The organism is Vibrio sp. D3, assembly GCF_043995865.1.
Classification (GTDB): Bacteria; Pseudomonadota; Gammaproteobacteria; order Enterobacterales; family Vibrionaceae; genus Vibrio; species Vibrio diabolicus.
Genome location: NZ_CP171887.1, coordinates 2,112,416 through 2,136,567, shown reverse-complemented (window position 1 = coordinate 2,136,567; position 24,152 = coordinate 2,112,416). Strand labels below are relative to the sequence as shown.

The following is a 24,152-nucleotide window of genomic DNA, read 5'->3' as shown; positions in this document are numbered from 1 at the left end:
AAGGTTTGCAGTTTTGATGCCAAACAAAAATTAAATTAAAACAATTAGTTATATTAAATGTTCTTTTGGGACGGTCGTTATTGGTGCATGGATTCACCAAAGTTGTGAATATGATCAAAAAATCCCTGCCAAATTGGCAGGGATTTTATAGTGTTATATTTGGAATGCGACTTACATTACGCGCATGCCAGGCTGAGCGCCTTCGTGCGGTTCAAGAATCCATAGGTCGCTACCACCAGGGCCAGCGGCTAGGATCATGCCTTCTGACATACCAAACTTCATCTTACGAGGTTTTAGGTTTGCTACCATTACCGTTAGTTTGCCTTCTAGCTCTTCAGGTTTGTACGCTGACTTGATGCCAGAGAACACTTGACGAGTTTCACCACCGATGTCCAGTTGGAACTTAAGCAGTTTGTTTGCTTTTGGCACTTCTTCACAAGAGATGATACGAGCGATACGCATATCTACTGCTGCAAAAGCGTCGAACTCAATCTCTTCAGCGATTGGCTCTTTGTCTAGCTCAGTTTGGCTAGCCTTGTTCTTTTCCGCTTCTGCTTTCTCTTTCGCCGCCATTTCTGCCGCCGCATCTTCTTTAGACGCTTCGATCATCGCTTCAACATTCTTCGGATCGATACGGTTGAACAGTGCTTTGAACTTAGTGATCTCGTGGCCTGTTAGTGGAGCAGCGATGTTTTCCCAAGTTAGCTCTTGGTTTAGGAACGCTTCAGTACGCGCAGCTAGCGATGGCATTACTGGTTTCAGGTAAGTCATCAGTACGCGGAACAGGTTGATACCGACAGAACAGATGTCTTGTAGTTCCTGATCTTTGCCTTCTTCTTTTGCTACAACCCACGGTGCTTTTTCATCAACGTATTGGTTAGCTTTGTCTGCCAATGCCGTGATTTCACGGATTGCACGACCAAACTCACGCGTTTCGTACAGCTCAGCAATACGGTCAGCAGCAGCAACAAATTCGTTGTAAAGTTCAGGCTCTGCAAAGTTGTCAGATAGTTTGCCTTCAAAACGTTTCGCGATGAAACCTGCGTTACGAGATGCCAGGTTAACGATCTTGTTAACAACGTCAGCGTTTACGCGCTGAGTGAAGTCTTCAAGGTTAAGATCTAGATCGTCGATACGGCTGTTTAGCTTCGCAGCGTAGTAGTAACGTAGACACTCAGGGTCTAGGTGCTCTAGGTAAGTGCTTGCTTTTACGAAAGTACCTTTAGACTTCGACATTTTCGCGCCGTTTACCGTTACGTAGCCATGTACGAATACGTTGTTTGGTTTACGGAAGCCGGAACCTTCTAGCATTGCTGGCCAGAATAGGCTGTGGAAGTAAACGATGTCTTTACCGATGAAGTGGTACAGTTCTGCTGAGCTGTCTTTCTTCCAGTACTCGTCGAAATCTAGGTCGTCGCGCTTGTCACATAGGTTTTTGAAAGAGCCCATGTAGCCGATAGGTGCGTCTAGCCATACGTAGAAGAATTTGTTCTTCTCTCCTGGGATTTCGAAGCCAAAGTATGGCGCATCACGTGAGATATCCCATTGCTGCAAACCAGATTCGAACCATTCTTGCATTTTGTTCGCTGTTTCAGCTTGTAGCGAGCCAGAGCGAGTCCACTCTTTTAGCATGCTTTCAAACTGAGGTAGGTCGAAGAAGAAGTGCTCAGAATCTTTCATTACTGGCGTCGCACCAGAAACCGCAGATTTAGGATTGATCAGTTCTGTTGGGCTGTAAGTCTCACCACAGTTGTCACAGTTGTCACCGTACTGGTCTTCTGACTTACATTTTGGACACGTACCTTTTACGAAACGGTCCGGTAGGAACATCTCTTTTTCTGGGTCGAACAGCTGAGAGATAGTGCGGCTAGAGATAAAGCCGTTTTTCTTCAGCTCAAGATAAATGTGTGACGCTAGCTCACGGTTCTCATCTGAGTGTGTGCTGTGGTAGTTATCAAAGCTGATATCAAATCCAGCGAAGTCTTTCTGGTGCTCTTCGCTAACTGCGGCAATCATTTCTTCAGGAGTAATACCCATCTGTTGCGCTTTAAGCATGATTGGCGTGCCGTGAGCATCGTCAGCACAGATGAAGTTTACAGTGTTGCCGCGTAGGCGTTGGTAACGAACCCAAATGTCCGCTTGGATATGCTCAAGCATATGACCAAGGTGGATCGAACCGTTAGCGTACGGAAGGGCACAAGTTACCAGCATTTTCCTTGACGGAAAGTTTCTTGGATCGTTTGCCATACTTAATATTCGCTTTTCTTGATAGGTATAAATAAATTTTGATGGATAATACTACCCCATGAACTCACTAACTCCAAGGTGTCAAACTGCGGAATGCCTTAGTTTTTTTGGGGTTCTGGTTGAGGCAGGACGGTGTTAGCATGACATCTAAAAGGAGGACTTATGCATCAGTTCACTTCAAAACAAGATTTTTGTCACTGGTTTAACCAATTCCAGCATCCACAGTTGGTGGAAAATTGGGCAGATATTCATGGCGCAATTTCGATTACGGCACAAGGTTCTGTTGAGATAACGTTGCCATTCGCAAGTAATGAGCTTCAAACCATATTGCATGACTGGATTAAACAGCAACAAACCGCAGGTAAAGTGGCTGAATTCCCATTCAATATTCGCCTTGGAGTTAAAGCATTAGAAACTCAAGTGGCCAATCCGGTTAAAGGTGTAAAGAACATCATTGCCGTTAGTTCTGCGAAAGGTGGGGTCGGTAAATCAACGACTGCGGTTAACTTAGCGTTGGCGATTGCTCAATCTGGGGCGAAAGTGGGATTGTTGGATGCGGATATCTATGGACCTTCCGTCCCTATGATGTTAGGGCAAGAAGATGCAAAACCAGAAGTTCGTGATGGTAAGTGGATGGAGCCCATTTTCGCTCACGGCATCTATACTCACTCTATCGGCTATTTAGTGGACAAATCAGAAGCGGCAATATGGCGCGGTCCAATGGCTTCAAAAGCGTTGTCGCAGTTATTAACGGAAACAGACTGGCCCGATTTAGATTATTTGGTGATTGATATGCCGCCAGGCACGGGTGATATACAGTTAACGTTGTCACAACAGATTCCGGTAACAGGTAGTGTGCTAGTCACTACACCGCAAGACTTGGCGCTTGCCGATGCAAGAAAGGGAGCGGCAATGTTTAACAAAGTCAATGTTCCGGTTATTGGTGTTGTGGAAAACATGAGTTATCACATTTGTAGCCAATGTGGCGCGAAAGAGCATATTTTTGGCATGGGTGGTGCAGAAAAAATGTCGCAAGAGTTTGGCTTAGCACTGCTAGGACAAATTCCGCTTCATATTTCTATGCGAGAAGATATTGACGCTGGCGTGCCAACAGTAGCAAGGCGCCCAGAAAGTGAGCATGCAGGGTATTACAAGCAGCTTGCCGATCGCGTATGTAGCACTATGTTTTGGCAAGGCAAAGCAAAACCAGATGTGATTAGCTTTACAATGGTGAACTAAGTTTACTATGCCTGTTGGTTGATAATTGCACATTTTAACGTTTGCTCGGAGGTTAATCCTCTGAGCAGGCAGAAACTTATGACTAAACCCTAATTCCAGCTAGTAACTATGGGGTGAACTCCCTATAATCAGGCAGTTTATCTTTTTATGTGACTAGAAATCATCATCGGGTGCAAACTAATGTCTGATAATAATCAATGCGTCATCGTAGGTATTGCTGGCGCTTCTGCTTCTGGAAAAAGTCTGATCGCGAGCACTATTTATAATGAGCTTCGCGCGAAAGTAGGCGATCATCAAATCGGTGTCATCACGGAAGATTGCTACTACAACGACCAAAGCCACCTAAGCATGGAAGAGCGAGTAAAGACGAACTACGATCACCCGAGTGCGTTGGACCACGACCTACTGTGTGAGCACCTTGAAAAATTGGTACGTGGTGAAGCAGTAGAAGTACCTGAGTACAGCTACACTGAACACACAAGAACAAGTAACACGACTACAATGACGCCTAAAAAGGTGATCATTCTAGAGGGCATCCTTCTTCTTACTGACCCTCGTCTTCGTGATTTGATGCACGCGACAGTATTTATGGATACACCGTTAGATATTTGTTTGCTTCGTCGTGTTAAGCGTGACGTGGAAGAACGAGGCCGAACTATGGAATCTGTTCTCAAGCAGTACCAACAAACAGTACGTCCGATGTTCATGCAGTTTATCGAACCTTCTAAGCAATATGCGGACATTATTGTTCCTCGAGGTGGCAAAAACCGTATCGCAATCGATGTATTAAAAGCTCACATTGCAAGACTTTTGAAAGCTTAAGCCTTTAGACGGCTATATCGCTTTATTTTTAAGAGAAGAAGTGGCACCTTAAGTGCCACTTCTTTTTTTGTTTTTAAATTAGTCAGTTGCAGGTTAAAACCAGACATTTTTCACGCTTTTGTGGAACTGTCAGCGGTAAATGGAGTCTGCGCTTATAATTGTAAAAACACTCGAGCAAGGAAAAACAAATGAAGAAACTGCTCTTAATTCTAGCAATACCGATTGTGGTCATTTTGGTCGCAATTTTAGCGTTAACCATCTTCGTCAATCCTAACCAGTTTAAGCCCCTTATTGTTGAGCAAGCGCAAAAGCAAACCGGTTTAGAACTAGTGATTGAAGGAGATATCAGTTGGCAATTTTTCCCATCGATCGGCTTTGAGTTGGGACATACAGAATTGCGAAACCCACAAGGCTTTAGTAAACCCAATTTATTCAAAGTTGATACCGTTGGTGTAGATATCTCTGTCATGCCACTTTTTAGTCAACAGCTTGAAATTGGAAACGTCACGCTTGATGGGGCTGAGTTCTATATCGAAACCAAGAAAGATGGCAGCAAGAATATTGATGCATTGACGAAAGCCCAAACACAACAAGCAGAGCAAGCGAGCGATACTGCGCCTACGCAAAATGGTGAAACGCAGCCTTCTGGCTCTGATTGGAGCATTAATCTTGCTGGTGTTACGGTTTCTAATGGCTCATTAGAAATGCAGGATAAGCAAGCCGGTAGTTACACCAAACTTTATGATATCTCATTAAACCTTTCCGAATTCGCTTTTGACAACTGGACAACGGCTGATTTTGGCGTGAAGGGCGAAATGAATGACCAAAAGTTCACAGCGAAAGGTCAGGCCGACTTTAAGCTAGAAAAAGGTTTGGCAAACTACGCGCTAAAGAACATCAACTTTGATGCGACATACTCTGACCCTGCCAATAAGATTGAATCGGCAACGATCGGTTTAGATACTTTTGAATTCGATAAAGTAAATAACCTGACTTATGCCATGAAAGGCGACGCTGGTGGTATGAAGTTAGATATGCAGGGTGCTGGTCAACTTAGCGTGGACAAGGCTATCAGCAAAGTGCAGTTGGATAAGTTAACTCTTAAATCGACTGTTGAGGGGGATGCTTTACCTCAGTCACCGATGAAAGTCGACATGGTGTCTGATCTGTCTTTCGACCTAACGAAAAACCACCTGAGTTTTGTCCTAGAGAAGTTAACAGCGAATGCTATCGCCTTAGATGGTAAGGCAGATGTGACACTTGGCGATATTCCTAAAGTACGATTTGCTCTCCACAGCCCAAATATCGATCTTGATGAATTCTTAGGATTAGATGATTCCGAAGGTAATAAGCCTGCTTCTGGTGGCGAGAGTGCTCCAGCTGGGTCTGAGGTTGAGCCTGATTTGTCTGCGTTGAAAACGTTAGATGTAAAGGGTGACATTACCATCGACAAATTCAAAGCGGCAAATGCGAAGATGGAAGCGGTAAAAACGAGCTTCACTGTAAATCGTGGCGTATTTGAGCTTACTTCATTTAGTTCGAAGCTGTACCAAGGCACAATCTCAGCGACAGCGAAGTTAGATGCACGCAAGTCACCAGCGACTTACAGTGTGAAAAAGTCAATCAAAGGCGTGAAAGTTAAACCGTTACTTATTGATGTCGCTGATAACGACAAGCTTGAAGGGACGGGTAACATTGATGTGAATGTTACCGGTAAGAGTCTAACGCCTACCGGTATCAAGAAGAATCTTTCTGGTACGGTTGTTATCAATTTTGCTGACGGTGCGGTAAATGGCATCAACGTTGCTCAATTGATTCGTGAAAACTACGCGAAATTTAAAGGGCAAAAAGTCGAAGGCACCAATGAAGTTAAGAAAACAGATTTTAGTGCGATGACGGCGACATTGAAGCTCAATAAAGGTGTCGTATCAACGGATAATATGCAAGCTCAGTCTCCATTGCTCCGTGTTCGTGGTAAAGGCACCGCAAACTACATCAATGAAACTGTTAACTTTACTATCAGCACATCAGTCGTAGGTAGCCTAGAAGGCCAAGGCGGCAAAGATATAGATGAGCTGAAAGATATCACGATTCCAATCAATGTGTCTGGTAAGTGGGCGGATCCTAAATTCAAGCTCGTATTTGATGATGTTCTGAAGCAGAAAGCTCAGAAAGAAATCGATCGTGGCGTAGAGAAGCTAACGGACAAGATCAAAGACGAAAAAACCAAAGAAGCAGTCGATGGTTTGATAAAGAATCTATTCAATTAGATTCGAGCCAAAGCAAAAAGGGTTGGCATTAGCCAACCCTTTTTTAATTCTGCTGGTGAGCTTTACCAGTCGACACCTTTCAGCGCTTTGACGCCTGACTCAAATGCATGCTTTACATTCTTCACTTCAGAAACGGTATCAGCCATTTCAATCAGAGTGCGATGAGCGCCACGACCAGTAATGACAACCGACTGCATTTTAGGGCGGTTGTTCAGCGCTTCAACGACCTCGTCTAAATCAATGTAGCCGTAGCTCACCATGTACGTCAGCTCGTCAAAAAGAACCACATCGATAGATTCATCTTTGAGCATGCGCTTACATTCTTGCCATACGCCTTGCGCTGCTTCGGTATCAGCGGCTTTGTTTTGAGTTTCCCATGTAAAGCCGGTCGCCATTACTTGGAATTCAACGCCGAGTTTCTCAAGTAGGTTGCGCTCACCATTATCCCAAGTACCTTTAATAAACTGCGCGACAGCACAATTCAAACCATGACCTACTGCGCGTGCTATCGTACCGAACCCTGATGTCGATTTACCTTTACCATTTCCGGTAATGATCAGTAGCAGACCTTTTTCCTCTTGAGCAGCAGCAATTTTTGCGTCTACCTGTTCTTTGACTTTTTGTTGGCGAGCCTTATGGCGTGCTTCTTTATTTTCTTCGATAGACATAATACTTCCTCAATTCCTTTTTGTGCTGTGCCCAAGCTAATTTGGGTTCATTGATTTATCTCGCTATGATAGACCAACATATCGTGAAGAAAAACCACCGATAATTCAGGGAATAAAATGAAGAAAATACTTGTTGTTTGTATGGGAAACATTTGTCGGTCACCAACCGGAGAAGCAGTGTTAAGAGCGAAAGCTCAAGAGTTGGGTATTGCCGTGGAGGTTGATTCGGCAGGTACGATTGGCTACCACGCAGGAAACCCACCGGATTCAAGGGCAATGGCCGCAGGAAAGCAGCGAGGTTACTCTTTTAAAGGAATGCGTGCGCGTCAAGTTACCATTGATGACTTTGAAAAGTTTGACCTGATATTAGCCGCAGATAAAGCAAATTTAGCCGATTTATTGGATATTTGTCCGTTGAAGTATCGACACAAAGTATCGTTATTTTTAAGTCATTCTGGGTCAGATTACGATGAAGTCCCAGACCCATATTACGGTGGAAAAGACGGCTTTGAACTGGTGCTTGATTTAATCGAAGAGGCATCAGAGGAGATTTTGAAGAAGCTATAATCGCCGGGCTTAAAGACAATAGGAAAAGGGATGAGCTGAGCCCATCCCTTTTTATTTGTATTAACCCGCTAAAATGTCGGTTGCCACTTTGTAGCTTGGGTCTTCCTTCACATTGATTTCAACCAAGCTGCCCGCTTTATCTAAAAGCTTGCGGCAATCTGGACTTAGGTGGCGAAGGTGTAGTGTTTTACCTTGAGAGTTGTAACGCTCTGCTAGTGTTTCAATCGCTTCAATTGCGGAGTGATCCGTCACGCGAGAGTCTGCAAAATCGACAATCACATCTTTTGGATCTTCAGGCGCGTTAAACAACTCCAAGAAGTTAGCGGCAGAACCAAAGAAAATAGGACCGTGAATCTTGTACTCTTTTGAACCTTCCTCGTTTAAGCACGTGTCGGCATAGATATGCTTAGCGTGTTGCCATGCAAACATTAATGCAGAAACAATAACACCAACCGCTACGGCAACGGCTAGGTCAGTAAGAACAGTAACAACGGTCACAAGAACAATAACGAAGAAGTCTTGCTTCGGTACGCGACGCGCTAGTTTAAATGTTGCCCATTCGAATGTACCAATGACAACCATGAACATCACACCAACCAGAGCAGCGAGTGGGATCATTTCAATTAACGAAGAAGCGAATAAGATAAACATCAATAGAGCGATAGCAGCAACGATACCAGATAGACGACCGCGACCACCTGAGTTTACGTTGATCATCGACTGACCAATCATTGCACAACCACCCATAGCACCAAACACAGAACAAGTCATGTTTGCCATACCTTGACCGATACATTCGCGGTTAGATTGACCACGAGTGTTCGTCATCTCATCTAAAACTGTCAGCGTTAGCAGAGATTCAATTAGACCAATGGCCGCTAGAATGATCGCGTATGGAAGAATGATTTGTAGAGTTTCTAGGGTAAATGGCACCGCCGGAATAGAGAAGGTCGGCAGTGAACCTGCGAGTGTTGCCGCTTCATCACCAGACATTGTACGCAAGAAGTCAACAACAGTGCGAGTTTCCAGATCCAAACCAACCACTAAAGCAGTCACCGTTACGATTGCAACAAGTGAAGAGGGTACAGCCGTTGTGATTTTTGGTAGAAAGTGAATGATTGCCATAGTTAGCGCAACCAAACCAAGCATTAGTAGCATTTGGTCTTGTGGTAGCCAAGTAAGCATGCCGTTGATATCTGGCGCTTTAAACTGACCCAACTGAGCTAGGAAGATAACAATAGCCAGACCGTTCACAAAACCAATCATCACAGGGTGAGGCACGATACGGATGAACTTACCCAATTTAAACATACCAGCGGCAATTTGAAGTATACCAGCGAGCATGATGGCTGCGAATAGGTACTGGACACCGTGAGTCGCGACAAGCGAAACCATTACGACTGCCATGGCACCTGTTGCACCAGAGATCATGCCGGGACGACCACCGAAAATGGAAGTAATAAGACCAACGATGAATGCAGCGTAAAGACCGACCATCGGATCTACGCCTGCGACGAACGCAAATGCGACAGCTTCAGGAACCAATGCTAGCGCAACGGTTAAGCCTGATAGCACATCATTTTTTACGGAGTGCTTAGAAAATTGGGGAAATTCGAACATGTTTGTTTTTAAGTTCTCTTTGCAATGAGTTAAACCCGACACATATTCGTATTTGCACAAGCCACTGAGTGGTTGATTTCTAATCAAACATTGCAGTGTAAACCGTAGTATTAAAAGAGCAGCATCAGAATGGTGTCGAAAACTTGAGTCGGCGCATGCTACCGAAAAGTGTGATTAAGTTCAAGAATGATACGAATAATGGCGTACAAATGTGATCACGAATTGGTATTTATATGAACAATTTATTGGGCAAATATGAAGATAAAAAAGGCTACCAGATGGTAGCCTTTAATTTATTTATGCCGTTAAGCAGTTGAACGTAATGATTTAGCCTAGTTAAAGTTAGGCTTTGTCATCTCTGCTGATGCGCGGTTTTTAGCCACTTGGCTACCCGCACCTTTAGCTTGGTAACGTTCGGTTTTGAACGGTGCTGCTGCAACAGTGATTTCGCGTAGCTCTTGAGGGCCAGGTGCTTTCGTCATCGGTGCGCTAGCGTTTAGCTTAGCTGCAACTTTGATGGCTTCGACTTGAGGCTCTGGTTTAGCTACTGGCGCTTCGGCTGTAATCTCTTTTGCTGCTTCAACCACAGGCTCTTCAGCTGGTGCCGTTTCTACAATGGCATCAACCAGTTCAGCATGTTCAGTTGCAGGAGTTTCAACGATAGGCTCTACCGAAGCTGTTTCTACTACTGCCGATTCAGCTTTTTCTGCGATTACTGCTTCCACAACAGGTGCTACTGGAGCTTCCACTCTCGCTTCAACTGTTTCTTGAACCTTTGATTCAACTACTGGCGCTTCTGTTACAACAGGTTGCTCGCGGCGAATAATCACTTTACCCATAGCCATCTCAGGAGAAGCTACACCACCTTGCATTGTAGGTACTGCGGCTACTGCATCTTCCTTAACTTGCTCTTCTTTCTTAGGTGCTGGTTTCGGAATGTAGCGTGGCATTACTTTACCCATAGCCATCTCAGGAGAAGCTACACCACCTTTACGCAGGCGGAACGGGTTAGGACGGCGATCGCGACCACGGCGACGGCGCTGGCCACTTGCACGCAGGTGACGTGGCGAACGACGGTTACGACGTTGCTTAGACTCTGCTTGCTTGTTGTCTTGTTGTGCTTCTACCGCTGCTTCTGTTGGCTTCTCAACTTTGGTTTCAACCGTTTCTTGAGTCTTAACCGCCGTTTCTTCAGCTTTCTTCTCAACCGCTTCTTGGTCTTTAACGCGTACAGACTTGTTCAGTTTGCGACGTTGGCGACGCTCCTTCACTTTTTCTGCTTTCGCGTTTTGTTGCTTTGGTTTGCTCTCTTCTGGTTTTGTTTCAGTTCGAGCTTCCGCTGCTAGCTGCAGGCCTTTTTCCGCTACTTTTGCATTTGCTTTTTGCTCTTGGGCTTTGTCTGCTTGTTGAGCTTTAGGCTTACGCTTTTGGTTGCGGTTTTGCTGTTTATTGGTTTGTTGTTGAGCTTCGTTTTGCTCATTCGCTTGCTCATCACGAGGCTTACGACGACGTCGGTTATCACGGTTATCACGATTGTCGCGGTTCTCACGATTATCGCGTTGGTTGTTATTGCGACGACGATCATTGCGATCACGTTTGTTGCGTCGATTATCGCGATTTGGCTTTTTCTCTTCCTGAGGTTTCGGTTCTTCTTTTACTTCTTCAGAACCGCCGAATAGGAAACTACCAAGTGCTTTAAACAAACGGCTGAACAGTCCAGGTTTTTCTTCTTGTTCAACTTTCTGTTCTTTCTTCTTCGCCTCAGGGGCAGGTTTAGCTGCTGGTGCAGGTGCCGTTTGAGAAGGAGCCGCAAAGCCTTTAAGAACAGGCTCTTCGATTCGTTTAGGTTTTACGTCAACTTCAGCTGGCTCTTTACCTTCCGCTTCTTTCATTGCTTCCAGTTTTTTAGGAAGTAGGTAAGAAATCAGATCGAACTCTTCACCTTCACGAACACGGATAACTTCGAAGTGCGGCGTTTCCATGTCAGAGTTTGGAACAACCGTAATCTTCACTTCTTGAATGCGTTCGATATGGTTAACTGAACGACGTTTTTCGTTCAACAAGTAAGAAGCGATTGGCACAGGTACAACTGCGAGAACTTGCGCTGTATTGTCTTTCAGTGCTTCCTCTTCGATTAAACGAAGCACAGAAAGTGCTAGAGATTCGTTGTCGCGAACGACTCCAGTACCGCTACAGCGAGGACAGATGTGGTGGCTTGCTTCTGCTAGAGAAGGGCTTAAACGTTGACGTGACATCTCCAACAAACCAAAGCGAGAAATACGACCAATTTGTACACGAGCGCGATCAAGACGAACGGCTTCACGTAGACGGTTTTCTACTTCTCGTTGGTGGCGAACAGGTGTCATATCGATAAAGTCGATAACCACTAAGCCACCCAAGTCACGTAGACGTAACTGGCGAGCAATTTCGTCGGCTGCTTCTAGGTTCGTGTTTAGAGCTGTTTCTTCAATATCGCCGCCCTTGGTTGCACGAGCAGAGTTGATATCGATAGACGTTAGTGCTTCGGTTGGGTCAATAACAATAGAACCACCAGATGGCAGACGCACTTCACGTTGGAAAGCTGATTCAATTTGGCTTTCGATTTGGTAGTGGCTGAATAGTGGAACTTCGCCTTCATATTTCTTAACGCGGTTAAGGAAATCAGGGCGCACCAATTGAATGTGCTCTTTTGCACGTTCGTAGATGGTGTTGCTGTCAATTAAGATTTCGCCAATATCACGACGTAAATAGTCACGGATTGCACGAACGATAACGTTACTTTCTTGGTGGATTAAGAATGGAGCAGGGTTAGAGTCCGCTGCACCTTTGATTGCACCCCAGTGGTTAAGTAGTACATTCAAATCCCACTCAAGTTCTTCAGCACTCTTGCCAACGCCAGCAGTACGTACGATTAGGCCCATGCCCTGAGGCAGTTCCAAAGTACTTAATGCGGCTTTTAGTTGAGTACGCTCGTCACCTTCGATTCGGCGAGAAATACCGCCAGCACGAGGGTTGTTAGGCATAAGAACAAGGTAACTACCAGCAAGAGAAATGAAAGTAGTAAGAGCTGCGCCCTTGCTTCCACGTTCTTCTTTTTCCACTTGAACGATAACTTCTTGGCCTTCCGTTAGCACTTCTTTGATGCTTGGACGACCTTGGTAGGTGTAACCTTCAGGGAAATATTCGCGGGCAATTTCTTTGAGAGGGAGGAAACCGTGACGCTCGGCGCCGTAATCAACAAATGCGGCTTCTAAGCTTGGTTCGATACGTGTGATACGTCCTTTGTAGATATTCGCTTTTTTAGATTCATGACCTGGACTCTCGATATCAAGATCGAAAAGTCGCTGGCCATCAACCAGAGCGACACGCAACTCTTCTTTTTGAGTTGCGTTAATTAACATTCTTTTCATTGAAAATTCTCGTTGTCTTTTCTTTTATATCTTTCTTGTCGACTTGCCACTGTTTTTTCGCTCTTTCACGGTGCCTGATCCCATGGCTTGTATTTTGCAGCCTCCCGGCTGGAAGGGGATGCTCTCGGGCACTTCAGTCATCACAAGCCTCTTGTGGTTTCTGTTGGAAACGTAGACTTGTGACCCGCTATTTGGGCGGTAGGTACTCAACGTGAATATGCGAGGAGTAGGGTGGCAAGAGTGTTGAATTCGATGTGTCTCACGCCAATGCTGCACTCGACCTTCAACGATCTACTCACATTGCTTGAGGATAAATGATTGGTAATGAATAAAATGTAACCAAACCTTCCTTAGCAGCTGTGAACTATAGCAGTGCGCGTGGCTATCAGCAATCTGCTTTCACGCAAACGATAGAAAATTTGCCGCTAAACTCAAAATTTCTAATTTATAACTGGCTGTTTCATAAGCAATTGAGATGTGCAAACTGTTCAAGACAGAAAACAAATTGAGAACTTGATTGAGAGTTTTAATAATTTAAACAAAATCTTGGCGAAATTTAGACCAGTATGTGCCACCAAGCGTTTCTTTTACGACAAGAATAATGTGAAGTCGCACGAAATTGAGTTTACAATACGGCCCATGAACGAAATAAGAACAAAAGTCCAGTTCGTCGACATTGACGAAGATATGGCGGGTCAGCGCATTGATAATTTTTTGCGCAACCAATTAAAAGACATCCCTAAAAGCATGATTTACCGAATCGTGCGTAAGGGTGAAGTACGTGTAAATAAAAAGCGTATAAAAGCAGAGTACAAGTTAAAAGCAGGCGATCTCGTTCGTATTCCACCGGTGACAGTCGAGAAAAAAGATGACGATGTCGCGCCAAGTACGAAACTAAACAAAGTCGCAGAGTTGGAAGATATGATCATCTTCGAAGATGATCATATGTTAATTCTAAACAAACCATCTGGCACCGCTGTGCATGGTGGCAGTGGCTTAAAGTTTGGCGCTATTGAAGCGCTTAGAGCTCTGCGTCCTCAAGCTCGCTTTCTTGAACTTGTGCATCGTATTGACCGTGATACTTCAGGTATCTTGCTGGTTGCTAAGAAGCGTTCTGCACTTCGTCACTTGCAAGCCCAGTTTCGTGAAAAGACAGTGAAGAAGTTTTACTTAGCTCTTGTCATGGGACAATGGAAAAGCAGTTGTAAGGTTGTGAACGCGCCACTGCTTAAAAACGAAGTGAACAGTATTGTTCGTGTTAACCCTAACGGTAAGCCGTCTGAAACGCGTTTTAAGATTTTGGAAAAGTTTGAACAAGCAACATTGATTCAAGCGAGTCCGATTACTGGTCGAACTCACCAAATCCGAGTTCATACACAATACAAGGGCCACCCAATCGCTTGGGATGATCGCTACGGTGACCGCCGCTTTGATGCTTACACAGGTCAAGTTGGTTTAGATCGTTTGTTCCTACACGCGGCAAACATCAAATTCCAACACCCATCAAATGATGAGTGGATGGAAATCAACGCACCGATGGAACCGAAGCTAGAAAAAGTGTTGGCGGGTTTAAGAAACGCGTAACCATGTTTTCCTCGCGGATGCAAGAAGGGAGCCTGTGGCTCCCTTTTATCATATTTTGATCAAAGGACATCGAGTCCTTGAACATGCAACATATCAATCAAATCAATCAATGGTAGTCCGACAAGTGTGTTCGGGTCTTTCCCCACTAATTTGTTAAACAAACAAATTCCCATTCCTTCGCTTTTAAAGCTGCCTGCGCAGTAAAAAGGTTCTTCCCTGTCGACGTAGCGCTCGATTTGTTCAAGCGTCAAATCTCTAAAGTGTACTTCGAAAGAATCAAAGCCGACTTCTGTATGGTTTGTGACAGTGTTATGTACCGCAAGACCGGTATAGAAAGTGATGACTTTTCCACTTTGAGACAAAAGTTGATTTATTGCGTTGTCTCTATTTAAAGGTTTGCCAACGATTTCACCATTAATGACACAAACCTGGTCACTGCCGATAACTAAACTTGCTTTATCCGTCTGGCAAGATGTTGCTTTCTCTTGGGCCAATCTTTGCACCAGTTCAAGAGGCGTTTCCTGGTCAAACGGTGTTTCATCGCAATCAGGTGATAAACAAATGAACGGTAGTGAAAGCTTTTCAAGCAGTTGTTTACGAAAAGGGGAGGTTGAGGCTAAAACCAGTTGGTAATTTTTCATTTTGAATTACAATTCGTGGGAGCATTTCCGATAGGATAATCGATCAAAAATGATTCTGGCTAATGCTCTGTATGTTAAGCGTAAAAAAGTACAACTTTTTTGCCTTTTTCTTTGACTAATTTTGATTTGGAAGATAATATTCGCGCCCTATGCAAAAGGTAAAAATACCGCGAACGGTTGACCCAGCAAAAGCTGCACAGAAACGATTGGATTACGATGGCATCATCCAAGCTAGTCTTTTCAAGCGCTTAGCGGAAACAACTGAAGGCGTAAAACGCGACGCAGAAGTCTCATTGTCATTTGGGATGGATGAACAGCGACTCGTTGTTATCTCTGGTAAAGCTAACATCGAAGTCGATTTAGAGTGTCAGCGTTGTAATGAGGTATTCGCACATGAGTGCGAAGTTGAATTCCTTTCTACTCCTTACTACGGTGAGAAAACAGAACAGGAAGCACCAGAAATTTATGATTTGGTAGATCTAAATGAATATGGTGAATTAGACCTTATACAACTGGTTGAAGACGAGTTCATCTTAGCATTACCTCAAATTGCGATGCACGATGAAGCGGATTGTAGCGTTGATTCAAATAACATGGTTTTTGGTGAGATTCCTGAAGAAATTGAGGAAGAAAAACCGAATCCATTCGACGTTTTGAAAAGTCTGAAAAAGTAATAGGTGTGGTAACCGATTCTTCTTCAGGTTTTTAACCCAATAGTATAGGAGTAGGGTCAATGGCCGTACAGAAAAACCGTAAAACTCGTTCTAAGCGCGGTATGCGTCGTTCACACGATGCGCTAACTACAGCTGCTCTATCTGTAGACGCGACTTCTGGTGAAACTCACCTACGCCACAACGTAACTGCTGAAGGTTACTACCGTGGTCAAAAGGTTATCAACAAGTAAGGTTGAACCTTTGCAAAGTATTACCGTTGCACTTGATGCAATGGGCGGGGATTTCGGTCCACGCGTAACAGTGCCTGCCGCCGTGCAGGCACTGTCTCATTTCCCAGAGCTAAAAGTGATTCTTATAGGTGATCAATCTCTGATCACGTCTCAATTATCTCAACTCGGTACCTCGACCAGTTCCCGCTTGACTATTCTTCATAGTGAGAAAGTTATCTCGAACTCAGAAAAACCTTCATTGGCACTACGTAATAGCCAAAATAGTTCCATGCGTATGGCTATCGATTTGGTTTCTGAGCAGAAGGCGGATGCTTGTGTTAGTGGTGGCAACACCGGTGCATTAATGGCACTATCGCGTTTCATTCTTAAGTTACTTCCTGGTATTGAACGTCCTGCTTTAGTCTCAGCTTTACCGACGATTACTGGAAAGCGTACTTGGATGCTAGATCTAGGTGCGAATGTATCGTGCGATGCTGATAGTTTGTTCCAATTTGCTGTAATGGGCAGTGCATTAGCAGAAGAACACTTAGGTTGTCCTCCTCGCGTTGCTGTACTCAATATTGGCGCAGAAGAGATTAAAGGCAACGATTTAGTCAAACGTTGCGCAGAAATGCTTTCTCAGACCGACGCGATTAACTTTGTTGGTTATATTGAAGGTAATCAAATTTTGCATGATGTTGCAGACGTCATTGTATGTGATGGGTTTGTCGGCAACGTATGCTTAAAAGCCAGTGAGGGAACAGCTCAACTTTTTATCGAAAAAATTAAAACCAGTATGATGGCGTCAACGATAAAGGGTTGGATTGCTAGAAAGTTGTTTTCTCGGCTATTTAATGAACTAAAAACACTGAACCCCGACCAGTATAACGGCGCAAGTTTGCTAGGATTGCGCGGCATTGTCATAAAAAGCCATGGAAGTGCGGATGTATCTGCGATTGTCAATGCACTTGGCGAGGCAGTACACGAGGTCAAACGACAAGTACCAAGCCGTATTAGCGATCGTTTGGAAGCGGTTTTACTCGAGAGGCATTATTAGTCTTCATGTATAGCAAAATTTTAGGTACTGGCAGCTACCTGCCATCTCAGGTGCGTACAAACGCAGATCTAGAGAAAATGGTAGATACAAGTGATGAGTGGATCGTTGCTCGCACGGGTATTAAAGAGCGTCGAATTGCTGCAGAAAATGAGACTGTAGCGGACATGGCATTCTACGCAGCTGAAAACGCTATCGATATGGCGGGTATTGATAAAAACGATATCGACCTGATTATCGTAGCCACAACGAGCAGTAGCCATACTTTCCCTTCATCTGCGTGTCAGGTGCAGGCAAAGCTTGGCATTAAAGGTTGTCCAGCTTTTGACTTAGCCGCTGCTTGTTCTGGTTTTGTGTACGCATTATCTGTTGCAGACCAACATATTAAATCGGGTATGTGTAAAAACGTACTTGTTATTGGTTCAGATGCTTTGTCTAAAACGTGTGATCCGACAGACCGTTCAACCATTATCCTATTTGGTGATGGTGCTGGAGCCGTTGTCGTAGGCGCTAGCCAAGAGCCAGGTATTATTTCTACCCACATATACTCGGATGGTCAATTCGGTGAGCTACTAAGCCTACCTGTACCTGAGCGTGGTCAAGATGCTGACAAATGGCTTCATATGGCAGGTAACGAAGTATTCAAAGTTGCGGTAACTCAACTGTCTAAACTCGTTAAAGATACGCTTGAAGCCAACAACATGCATAAGTCTGAACTAGACTGGCTAGTACCGCATCAAGCGAACTATCGAATTATTTCGGCAACAGCGAAAAAGCTTTCAATGTCTTTAGACCAAGTCGTAGTGACATTAGACCGACACGGGAACACTTCTGCGGCGACAGTACCGTCTGCGCTGGATGAAGCTGTGCGCGATGGTCGCATTAAACGTGGGCAGACTTTATTGCTAGAGGCGTTTGGTGGCGGTTTCACTTGGGGCTCTGCTCTGGTGAAGTTCTAAGTTTCACGAGAATTCAAAATTTAAGGTGCACTTGTTGCATCTTATTTCTTTTTACTTTGCTTAAAGGAAAACAACATGAGCAAGTTTGCTATCGTATTTCCAGGTCAAGGTTCTCAAGCTGTAGGTATGCTTGCAGAACTAGGCGAACAATATGACGTAGTAAAACAAACATTTGCAGAAGCATCTGACGCACTAGGTTACGATCTATGGGCGCTTGTTCAAAATGGACCTGCAGAAGATTTAAACGAGACTTTCCGCACTCAACCAGCTTTGCTAGCTTCATCTGTTGCAATCTGGCGTGTATGGCAGGAGCTCGGTTTAGAGCAACCAGCAAACCTAGCCGGTCACAGCCTAGGTGAGTACTCAGCACTTGTATGTGCGGGTGTGATTGACTTTAAAGAAGCAATCAAGCTGGTTGAATTACGCGGTAAGCTAATGCAAGAGGCGGTACCAGCAGGTACTGGCGCTATGTACGCGATTATCGGTTTGGCTGATGATGCGATTGCAAAAGCGTGTGAAGACGCAGCGCAAGGTGAAGTGGTCTCTCCAGTAAACTTTAACTCGCCTGGTCAGGTAGTTATCGCGGGTAGCAAAGACGCAGTAGAGCGTGCGGGAGCGCTATGTAAAGAAGCTGGTGCGAAACGTGCGCTTCCTCTTCCTGTTTCAGTTCCATCACACTGTGCGCTTATGAAGCCAGCAGCGGAAAAACTTGCAGTAGCTCTTGAGTCTATCGAATTTAACTCACCACAGCTTCCAGTTATCAACAACGTTGATGTGGTCGCTGAGACAGATCCTGCAAAAATCAAAGATGCGCTTGTTCGTCAGCTACATAGCCCAGTTCGCTGGACTGAAACAGTCGAGCTTATGCACGAGCAAGGGGTAGAACAGCTTCTTGAGCTTGGTCCTGGTAAGGTTTTAACAGGTCTAACAAAACGTATCGTGAAAACGCTAACTGCAGCAGCAGTGAATGATGTTGCGTCGCTAGACGCGGCGAAGTAATCCATCAAGCGATAAAACTTGCGATAAGAAAAGGAAACACAACATGATGAATCTAGAAGGTAAGATCGCGCTAGTTACAGGCGCAAGCCGTGGTATTGGCCGCGCGATCGCGGAACTTCTTGTAGAGCGCGGTGCGACGGTTATCGGTACGGCTACTTCTGAAAGTGGCGCTGCAGCTATCAGCGAGTATCTTGGTGATAACGGTAAAGGCCTAGCTCTTAACGTGACTGATGTCGAGTCTATCGAAGCGACACTAAAAACGATCAACGAAGAATTTGGTGTGATCGATATTCTGGTGAATAACGCTGGTATTACTCGTGATAACCTATTGATGCGTATGAAAGATGATGAGTGGAACGACATCATCGATACCAACCTAACGCCTATCTACCGTATGTCTAAAGCGGTTTTACGCGGCATGATGAAAAAACGTGCGGGTCGTATCATCAACGTAGGCTCTGTTGTTGGTACCATGGGTAACGCAGGTCAAACTAACTACGCAGCAGCGAAAGCGGGCGTGATTGGTTTTACTAAATCAATGGCTCGTGAAGTTGCGTCTCGTGGTGTAACAGTGAACACTGTTGCCCCTGGTTTCATCGAAACTGACATGACGAAGGCACTAAATGATGAGCAACGTGCGGCAACGTTGTCGAACGTGCCAGCTGGTCGTTTAGGTGACCCACGTGAAATTGCATCAGCAGTAGTTTTCCTTGCTTCGCCTGAAGCAGCGTACATTACTGGTGAAACTTTGCATGTAAATGGTGGCATGTACATGGTTTAATGAGACAGTTTGTGCAAAATAAGCTATTTTACATTGTGAAAAATAGCCTATAGTTGCAGTTAACTGTCATGAACTTGTCATGCTTATGCGCAAGATTTGTGCATGATTTAAGTCAAAAATGTATTGAAATTCGGTTAAATTCGCTAATTTTGTGGTTTGACCAGCAAGGACCCCCTTGCAACTTTCAATAGTTCGAATAAACTACGGAATCATCGCATTAGGCGAAATCTGTAAAGGAAAAGAAAAATGAGCAACATCGAAGAACGCGTAAAGAAAATCATTGTTGAACAGCTAGGTGTAGACGAAGCAGAAGTTAAAAACGAAGCTTCTTTCGTTGACGATCTAGGTGCTGATTCTCTAGACACTGTAGAACTAGTTATGGCTCTAGAAGAGGAATTCGACACTGAGATTCCTGACGAAGAAGCTGAGAAGATCACTACTGTTCAAGCTGCAATCGACTACGTAAACAGCGCTCAGTAATTAGCTCTCCCAGGCGGTCTCCTAGACCGCCTGTGTTCTTTCTAACTTCTTCTATCCTCTCATAGAAATATTCAATTCCCGGAGAATTATATCGTGTCCAAGCGTCGTGTAGTTGTCACTGGCATGGGTATGTTGTCACCGGTAGGCAACACAGTAGAATCATCTTGGAAAGCCCTGCTAGAAGGTCAAAGTGGTATCGTGAATATCGAGCACTTTGATGCTACGAACTTCTCAACTCGTTTTGCAGGTCTTGTTAAAGATTTCGATTGCACAGAGTACATGTCTAAAAAAGATGCTCGTAAGATGGATCTTTTCATCCAGTACGGCATTGCCGCGGGTATTCAAGCTCTTGATAACTCTGGCTTACAAATTACCGAAGAAAATGCGGCTCGAGTTGGTGTTGCTATCGGCTCAGGCATTGGCGGTCTAGATCTGATCGAAACAGGTCACACTGCATTAGTAGAAAAAGGCCCTCGCAAAGTTAGCCCATTTTTTGTTCCTTCGACCATCGTAAATATGGTTGCAGGTAACCTATCTATCATGCGTGGTCTTCGTGGTCCAAATATCGCGATTTCTACAGCATGTACTACTGGCCTACATAACATCGGTCATGCTGCACGAATGATTGCGTACGGCGATGCAGATGCGATGGTTGCTGGTGGCGCAGAAAAAGCGTCTACGCCTCTTGGCATGGCTGGCTTCGGTGCAGCTAAAGCGCTATCTACTCGTAATGACGAACCTCAAAAAGCGTCTCGTCCATGGGATAAAGGCCGTGATGGCTTTGTTCTAGGTGATGGTGCTGGCATGATGGTGCTTGAAGAGTACGAACACGCGAAAGCACGTGGCGCGAAGATTTACGCAGAACTGGTTGGTTTTGGTATGTCTGGTGATGCTTACCACATGACTTCTCCAAGCGAAGATGGCTCTGGTGGTGCACTTGCGATGGAAGCGGCAATGCGTGACGCGAACATCACAGGTACCCAAGTAGGTTATGTGAATGCTCACGGTACATCTACTCCTGCTGGCGACGTTGCAGAAATCAAGGGCGTGAAACGTGCTCTTGGTGAAGAAGGTGCGAAGCAAGTACTTGTATCATCAACTAAGTCTATGACTGGTCACCTATTAGGTGCAGCAGGGTCTGTTGAAGCAATTATCACGGTTATGTCTTTGGTTGACCAAATCGTTCCACCAACGATTAACCTTGATGATCCAGAAGAAGGTCTAGACATTGACCTTGTGCCGCACACTGCGCGCAAAGTTGAAGGTATGGAATACGCTATCTGTAACTCGTTTGGCTTTGGTGGTACAAACGGTTCTTTGATCTTCAAAAAGTTCGCTGAGTAACACTATCTAACCTTATTTAGATAAGCGAAACTTGTATTCTAACGGCTCGATGCTTAGCATTGAGCCGTTTTGTTTTATTTGTTGTCTGCTAATTTGAAGGTAAGCGAATGTTTTGGGTAAATGGAGTTCCACAAACGCATGTAGAACTGGGTGATCGCTCATTCCAATACGGTGATGGAGGTTTTACCACCATTCTGACCCAAAACGGAGAGTTGGTTTACTGGCAAGAACACATTGAGCGTATGAAGTCCTGCCTTGACGTATTGAAGATCTCTTCCCCTGACTGGCAAGTTGTGCGTGATTGGGCAAGCAAAGCGGCTTTATCTGATGCACAAGCTGGGGTGAAAATTCACGTTAGCCGTGGTATTGGTGGGCGAGGGTATAGTCCTAATGGGATTGAAGGCCCTATCGTGACTATCTCCAATTTTGCGTTTCCTTCTCATTACTCTTCTTGGCAAGAAAAAGGCGTGGATTTGGGCGTTTGTGAGACTCGTCTCGGGATCCAACCTTTACTTGCTGGACACAAGCACAACAACCGTTTAGAGCAGATTCTCGCCAAGGCTGAAATCGACGATACCGAGTTTGCAGATGCAATAACGTTAAATGTGCAAAACCATGTCATTGAAACTACAATGGCCAACCTTTTTTGGGTTAAAGGTAATAAAGTATTTACACCGGAGCTGACCTTATCTGGCGTTGCGGGCGTAATGCGTCGTAAGGTGCTTGAGTTACTAAAAGTAAGTCATATTGAAGTCATCGAGGGGCGTTTTATACTTCCAGATTTGCTGAGCGCAGACGAGGCTTTCATGTGTAACTCAATATTAGGTGTCGCACCAATTCGCAGCATAGTGGCATCTAACTCTAAGACTATATTTCCGATAGGAAAATTGACTCAACGACTGCAAGGGAATTTAACTACGTGATTAAAAAACTGTTGGCTTTTGTTGTGCTGATAGCAGTGATAGGCGCAGCAGCTGTTTTTTATATAATTTCACAGGCTAAACAATACGTTGAAAAGCCTATTCTATTGGAACAACCTCAGCTGTTTACTGTAGAAAGTGGTACAAGCTTTCATCATGTCATGCGCGCCTTAGTTGAAGATGAGGTAATTGAAACGTCGGAGTACATCCGTTTAATACCTCACTTATATCCAGAACTGTTGCAAGTACGAGCGGGCACTTATCAACTAGAGCCTGGTATGTCGCTTTCGCAAGCATTGGAGCACCTGAACACCGGAAAAGAATACCAGTTTGCGATCACTTTTGTTGAAGGCAGCCGCTTTTCTGAGTGGGTAGAGCAATTGAAAAGTGCTCCTTATTTAGAGCATGACTTAACCGATCTATCAGAAAAAGACATGGCAGCAAAGTTGGGTATTGAGCGAGAAAAGCTTGAAGGACTGTTTTTAGCAGAAACCTACCATTATACGGCGGGTGCAAGTGAAAGCCAGTTATTAAAACGAGCGCATCGAAAACTCAATAAGATTCTGGATGCTAACTGGGAAGCTCGTCAAGGAAAGCTGCCATTGCAAGACAAATATGAAGCCTTGATTCTGGCGTCTATCATCGAGAAAGAGACGGCCATTGACTCTGAGCGTGAGCGCGTCGCTTCTGTGTTTATCAACCGATTGAACAAACGCATGCGTTTACAAACGGATCCGACGGTTATTTATGGTATGGGTGATGCTTACGACGGAAATATTCGTAAGAAAGATTTGCGCACGCCGACACCATATAACACCTATACCATCAATGGCTTACCTCCAACCCCAATCGCGATGGCAGGTGAAGCCTCTATTGAAGCGGCTTTGAATCCAGAAAGCAGCAACTATTTATATTTCGTAGCAAGTGGAAAGGGCGGACACGTATTTTCGAAATCCCTTGCAGAGCACAATCGTGCTGTTCGAGCCTATTTAAGAGAACTAAGAAAGAACAAATGATGAAAGCAAACTTTATTGTCGTTGAAGGCCTAGAAGGCGCGGGTAAAAGCACTGCGATTAAAACCGTTTTAGATACGCTAAAAGCGGCAGGTATTGAAAATATCGTAAATACTCGTGAGCCAGGAGGCACGCCGCTAGCAGAAAAGATGCGCGCTCTGGTGAAAGAAGAGCATGAAGGCGAAGAACTTAAAGACATGACGGAGTTGCTTCTTCTATATGCTGCACGTGTCCAGTTGGTTGAGAACGTGATCAAACCAGCTTTGGCGAACGGTCAGTGGGTGGTGGGTGACCGCCACGATATGTCGTCGCAGGCTTATCAAGGTGGTGGCCGTCAGATTGACGCGTCGCTAATGAAAAACCTTCGAGACACAACGCTTGGTGATTTTAAACCTGCTTTCACTCTCTATATGGATATCGACCCTCGCGTTGGGCTTGAGCGTGCGCGTGGGCGTGGTGAGCTCGATCGTATCGAGAAGATGGATATTAGCTTCTTTGAACGTACACGAGAGCGTTATTTGGAGATTGCTCATGCTGATCCTTCTATCATTATCATTAACGCTGAGCAGGCGATCGAAGACGTGTCGCGTGATATTCGGGACGCTCTTAACGAGTGGTTAGCTCGTCAATAATAAGTGAAACTTAAATTTA

21 protein-coding genes are annotated in these 24,152 nt (G+C 44.7%); 16 read left to right on the top strand and 5 right to left on the bottom strand.

Annotated features, from left to right (window positions below; genetic code table 11):
- Positions 1-171: 171 nt before the first annotated feature.
- A complete protein-coding gene (gene metG / locus ACHFJ9_RS17830; RefSeq protein WP_065646637.1) occupies positions 172-2,247 on the bottom strand; it encodes a methionine--tRNA ligase in 2,076 nt (691 codons plus the stop codon).
- 162 nt (positions 2,248-2,409) lie between these two features.
- On the opposite strand from metG, the gene apbC reads away from it, so the two are divergent.
- The 3 genes from apbC (at position 2,410) to ACHFJ9_RS17815 (ending at position 6,578) form a co-directional block, all read left to right on the top strand.
- Positions 2,410-3,486 (top strand): iron-sulfur cluster carrier protein ApbC, encoded by a 1,077-nt coding sequence (gene apbC / locus ACHFJ9_RS17825; RefSeq protein ID WP_395355764.1) that lies wholly within the window; start codon positions 2,410-2,412, stop codon positions 3,484-3,486.
- 180 nt (positions 3,487-3,666) lie between these two features.
- Positions 3,667-4,308: a uridine kinase gene (gene udk / locus ACHFJ9_RS17820; RefSeq protein ID WP_005396962.1), complete on the top strand. Its 642-nt coding sequence runs from the start codon at positions 3,667-3,669 to the stop codon at positions 4,306-4,308.
- Positions 4,309-4,496: 188 nt separating this feature from the next.
- The gene (locus ACHFJ9_RS17815) at positions 4,497-6,578 is read left to right on the top strand and encodes an AsmA family protein (protein ID WP_395355762.1); all 2,082 of its coding nucleotides are present in this window, start codon (positions 4,497-4,499) and stop codon (positions 6,576-6,578) included.
- 62 nt (positions 6,579-6,640) lie between these two features.
- On the opposite strand, the gene cobO is transcribed toward ACHFJ9_RS17815, so the two are convergent.
- Positions 6,641-7,246 carry a cob(I)yrinic acid a,c-diamide adenosyltransferase gene (cobO, locus tag ACHFJ9_RS17810; RefSeq protein WP_005396966.1) on the bottom strand — a complete coding sequence of 202 codons (606 nt, stop codon included), beginning with the start codon at positions 7,244-7,246 and terminating at the stop codon, positions 6,641-6,643.
- A gap of 117 nt (positions 7,247-7,363) precedes the next feature.
- Here cobO and ACHFJ9_RS17805 point away from each other — a divergent pair, with 117 nt between their 5' ends.
- The gene (locus tag ACHFJ9_RS17805; RefSeq protein ID WP_046874419.1) at positions 7,364-7,813 is read left to right on the top strand and encodes a low molecular weight protein-tyrosine-phosphatase; all 450 of its coding nucleotides are present in this window, start codon (positions 7,364-7,366) and stop codon (positions 7,811-7,813) included.
- A 60-nt stretch (positions 7,814-7,873) separates the two neighbouring features.
- Here ACHFJ9_RS17805 and ACHFJ9_RS17800 read toward each other — a convergent pair whose 3' ends face one another.
- Both ACHFJ9_RS17800 and rne read right to left on the bottom strand, forming a co-directional pair.
- Complete coding sequence (locus ACHFJ9_RS17800; protein WP_005396973.1) at positions 7,874-9,433, bottom strand: SulP family inorganic anion transporter; 1,560 nt, start codon at positions 9,431-9,433, stop codon at positions 7,874-7,876.
- A gap of 332 nt (positions 9,434-9,765) precedes the next feature.
- On the bottom strand, positions 9,766-12,843 hold the full coding sequence (rne, locus tag ACHFJ9_RS17795) for a ribonuclease E (protein ID WP_258623151.1): 3,078 nt from the start codon (positions 12,841-12,843) through the stop codon (positions 9,766-9,768).
- A gap of 639 nt (positions 12,844-13,482) precedes the next feature.
- Between rne and rluC the strand changes: the two genes are divergently transcribed.
- Positions 13,483-14,427, top strand: a complete 945-nt coding sequence (gene rluC, locus ACHFJ9_RS17790; protein ID WP_317410289.1) for a 23S rRNA pseudouridine(955/2504/2580) synthase RluC — start codon at positions 13,483-13,485, stop codon at positions 14,425-14,427.
- A gap of 59 nt (positions 14,428-14,486) precedes the next feature.
- Here the strand turns inward: rluC and ACHFJ9_RS17785 are convergent, their stop codons facing one another.
- On the bottom strand, positions 14,487-15,068 hold the full coding sequence (locus tag ACHFJ9_RS17785) for a Maf family protein (RefSeq protein ID WP_005396976.1): 582 nt from the start codon (positions 15,066-15,068) through the stop codon (positions 14,487-14,489).
- 149 nt (positions 15,069-15,217) lie between these two features.
- On the opposite strand from ACHFJ9_RS17785, the gene yceD reads away from it, so the two are divergent.
- From yceD to tmk, 11 genes are all read left to right on the top strand, one after another.
- On the top strand, positions 15,218-15,742 hold the full coding sequence (yceD, locus tag ACHFJ9_RS17780; RefSeq protein ID WP_005396977.1) for a 23S rRNA accumulation protein YceD: 525 nt from the start codon (positions 15,218-15,220) through the stop codon (positions 15,740-15,742).
- Between the two features lie 59 nt (positions 15,743-15,801).
- Complete coding sequence (gene rpmF / locus ACHFJ9_RS17775) at positions 15,802-15,972, top strand: 50S ribosomal protein L32 (protein ID WP_005396978.1); 171 nt, start codon at positions 15,802-15,804, stop codon at positions 15,970-15,972.
- A 10-nt stretch (positions 15,973-15,982) separates the two neighbouring features.
- Positions 15,983-17,008, top strand: a complete 1,026-nt coding sequence (gene plsX / locus ACHFJ9_RS17770) for a phosphate acyltransferase PlsX (protein WP_012841590.1) — start codon at positions 15,983-15,985, stop codon at positions 17,006-17,008.
- A gap of 5 nt (positions 17,009-17,013) precedes the next feature.
- On the top strand, positions 17,014-17,964 hold the full coding sequence (locus ACHFJ9_RS17765; protein WP_005396980.1) for a beta-ketoacyl-ACP synthase III: 951 nt from the start codon (positions 17,014-17,016) through the stop codon (positions 17,962-17,964).
- Positions 17,965-18,039: 75 nt separating this feature from the next.
- On the top strand, positions 18,040-18,963 hold the full coding sequence (fabD, locus tag ACHFJ9_RS17760) for an ACP S-malonyltransferase (protein WP_012841591.1): 924 nt from the start codon (positions 18,040-18,042) through the stop codon (positions 18,961-18,963).
- Positions 18,964-19,009: 46 nt separating this feature from the next.
- A complete protein-coding gene (fabG, locus tag ACHFJ9_RS17755) occupies positions 19,010-19,744 on the top strand; it encodes a 3-oxoacyl-ACP reductase FabG (protein ID WP_031780596.1) in 735 nt (244 codons plus the stop codon).
- A 246-nt stretch (positions 19,745-19,990) separates the two neighbouring features.
- Positions 19,991-20,224, top strand: a complete 234-nt coding sequence (acpP, locus tag ACHFJ9_RS17750) for an acyl carrier protein (protein ID WP_004406112.1) — start codon at positions 19,991-19,993, stop codon at positions 20,222-20,224.
- A 93-nt stretch (positions 20,225-20,317) separates the two neighbouring features.
- Positions 20,318-21,568, top strand: coding sequence for a beta-ketoacyl-ACP synthase II (gene fabF / locus ACHFJ9_RS17745; RefSeq protein ID WP_005396984.1), 1,251 nt, complete (start codon positions 20,318-20,320; stop codon positions 21,566-21,568).
- Positions 21,569-21,675: 107 nt separating this feature from the next.
- Positions 21,676-22,491, top strand: coding sequence for an aminodeoxychorismate lyase (gene pabC / locus ACHFJ9_RS17740; protein WP_193447042.1), 816 nt, complete (start codon positions 21,676-21,678; stop codon positions 22,489-22,491).
- The gene (mltG, locus tag ACHFJ9_RS17735) at positions 22,488-23,504 is read left to right on the top strand and encodes an endolytic transglycosylase MltG (RefSeq protein ID WP_046874424.1); all 1,017 of its coding nucleotides are present in this window, start codon (positions 22,488-22,490) and stop codon (positions 23,502-23,504) included. The genes pabC and mltG overlap by 4 nt, the downstream gene beginning before the upstream one ends.
- Complete coding sequence (gene tmk, locus ACHFJ9_RS17730; RefSeq protein ID WP_031780597.1) at positions 23,501-24,133, top strand: dTMP kinase; 633 nt, start codon at positions 23,501-23,503, stop codon at positions 24,131-24,133. Before mltG ends, tmk begins: the two co-directional genes overlap by 4 nt.
- Positions 24,134-24,152: the final 19 nt, after the last annotated feature.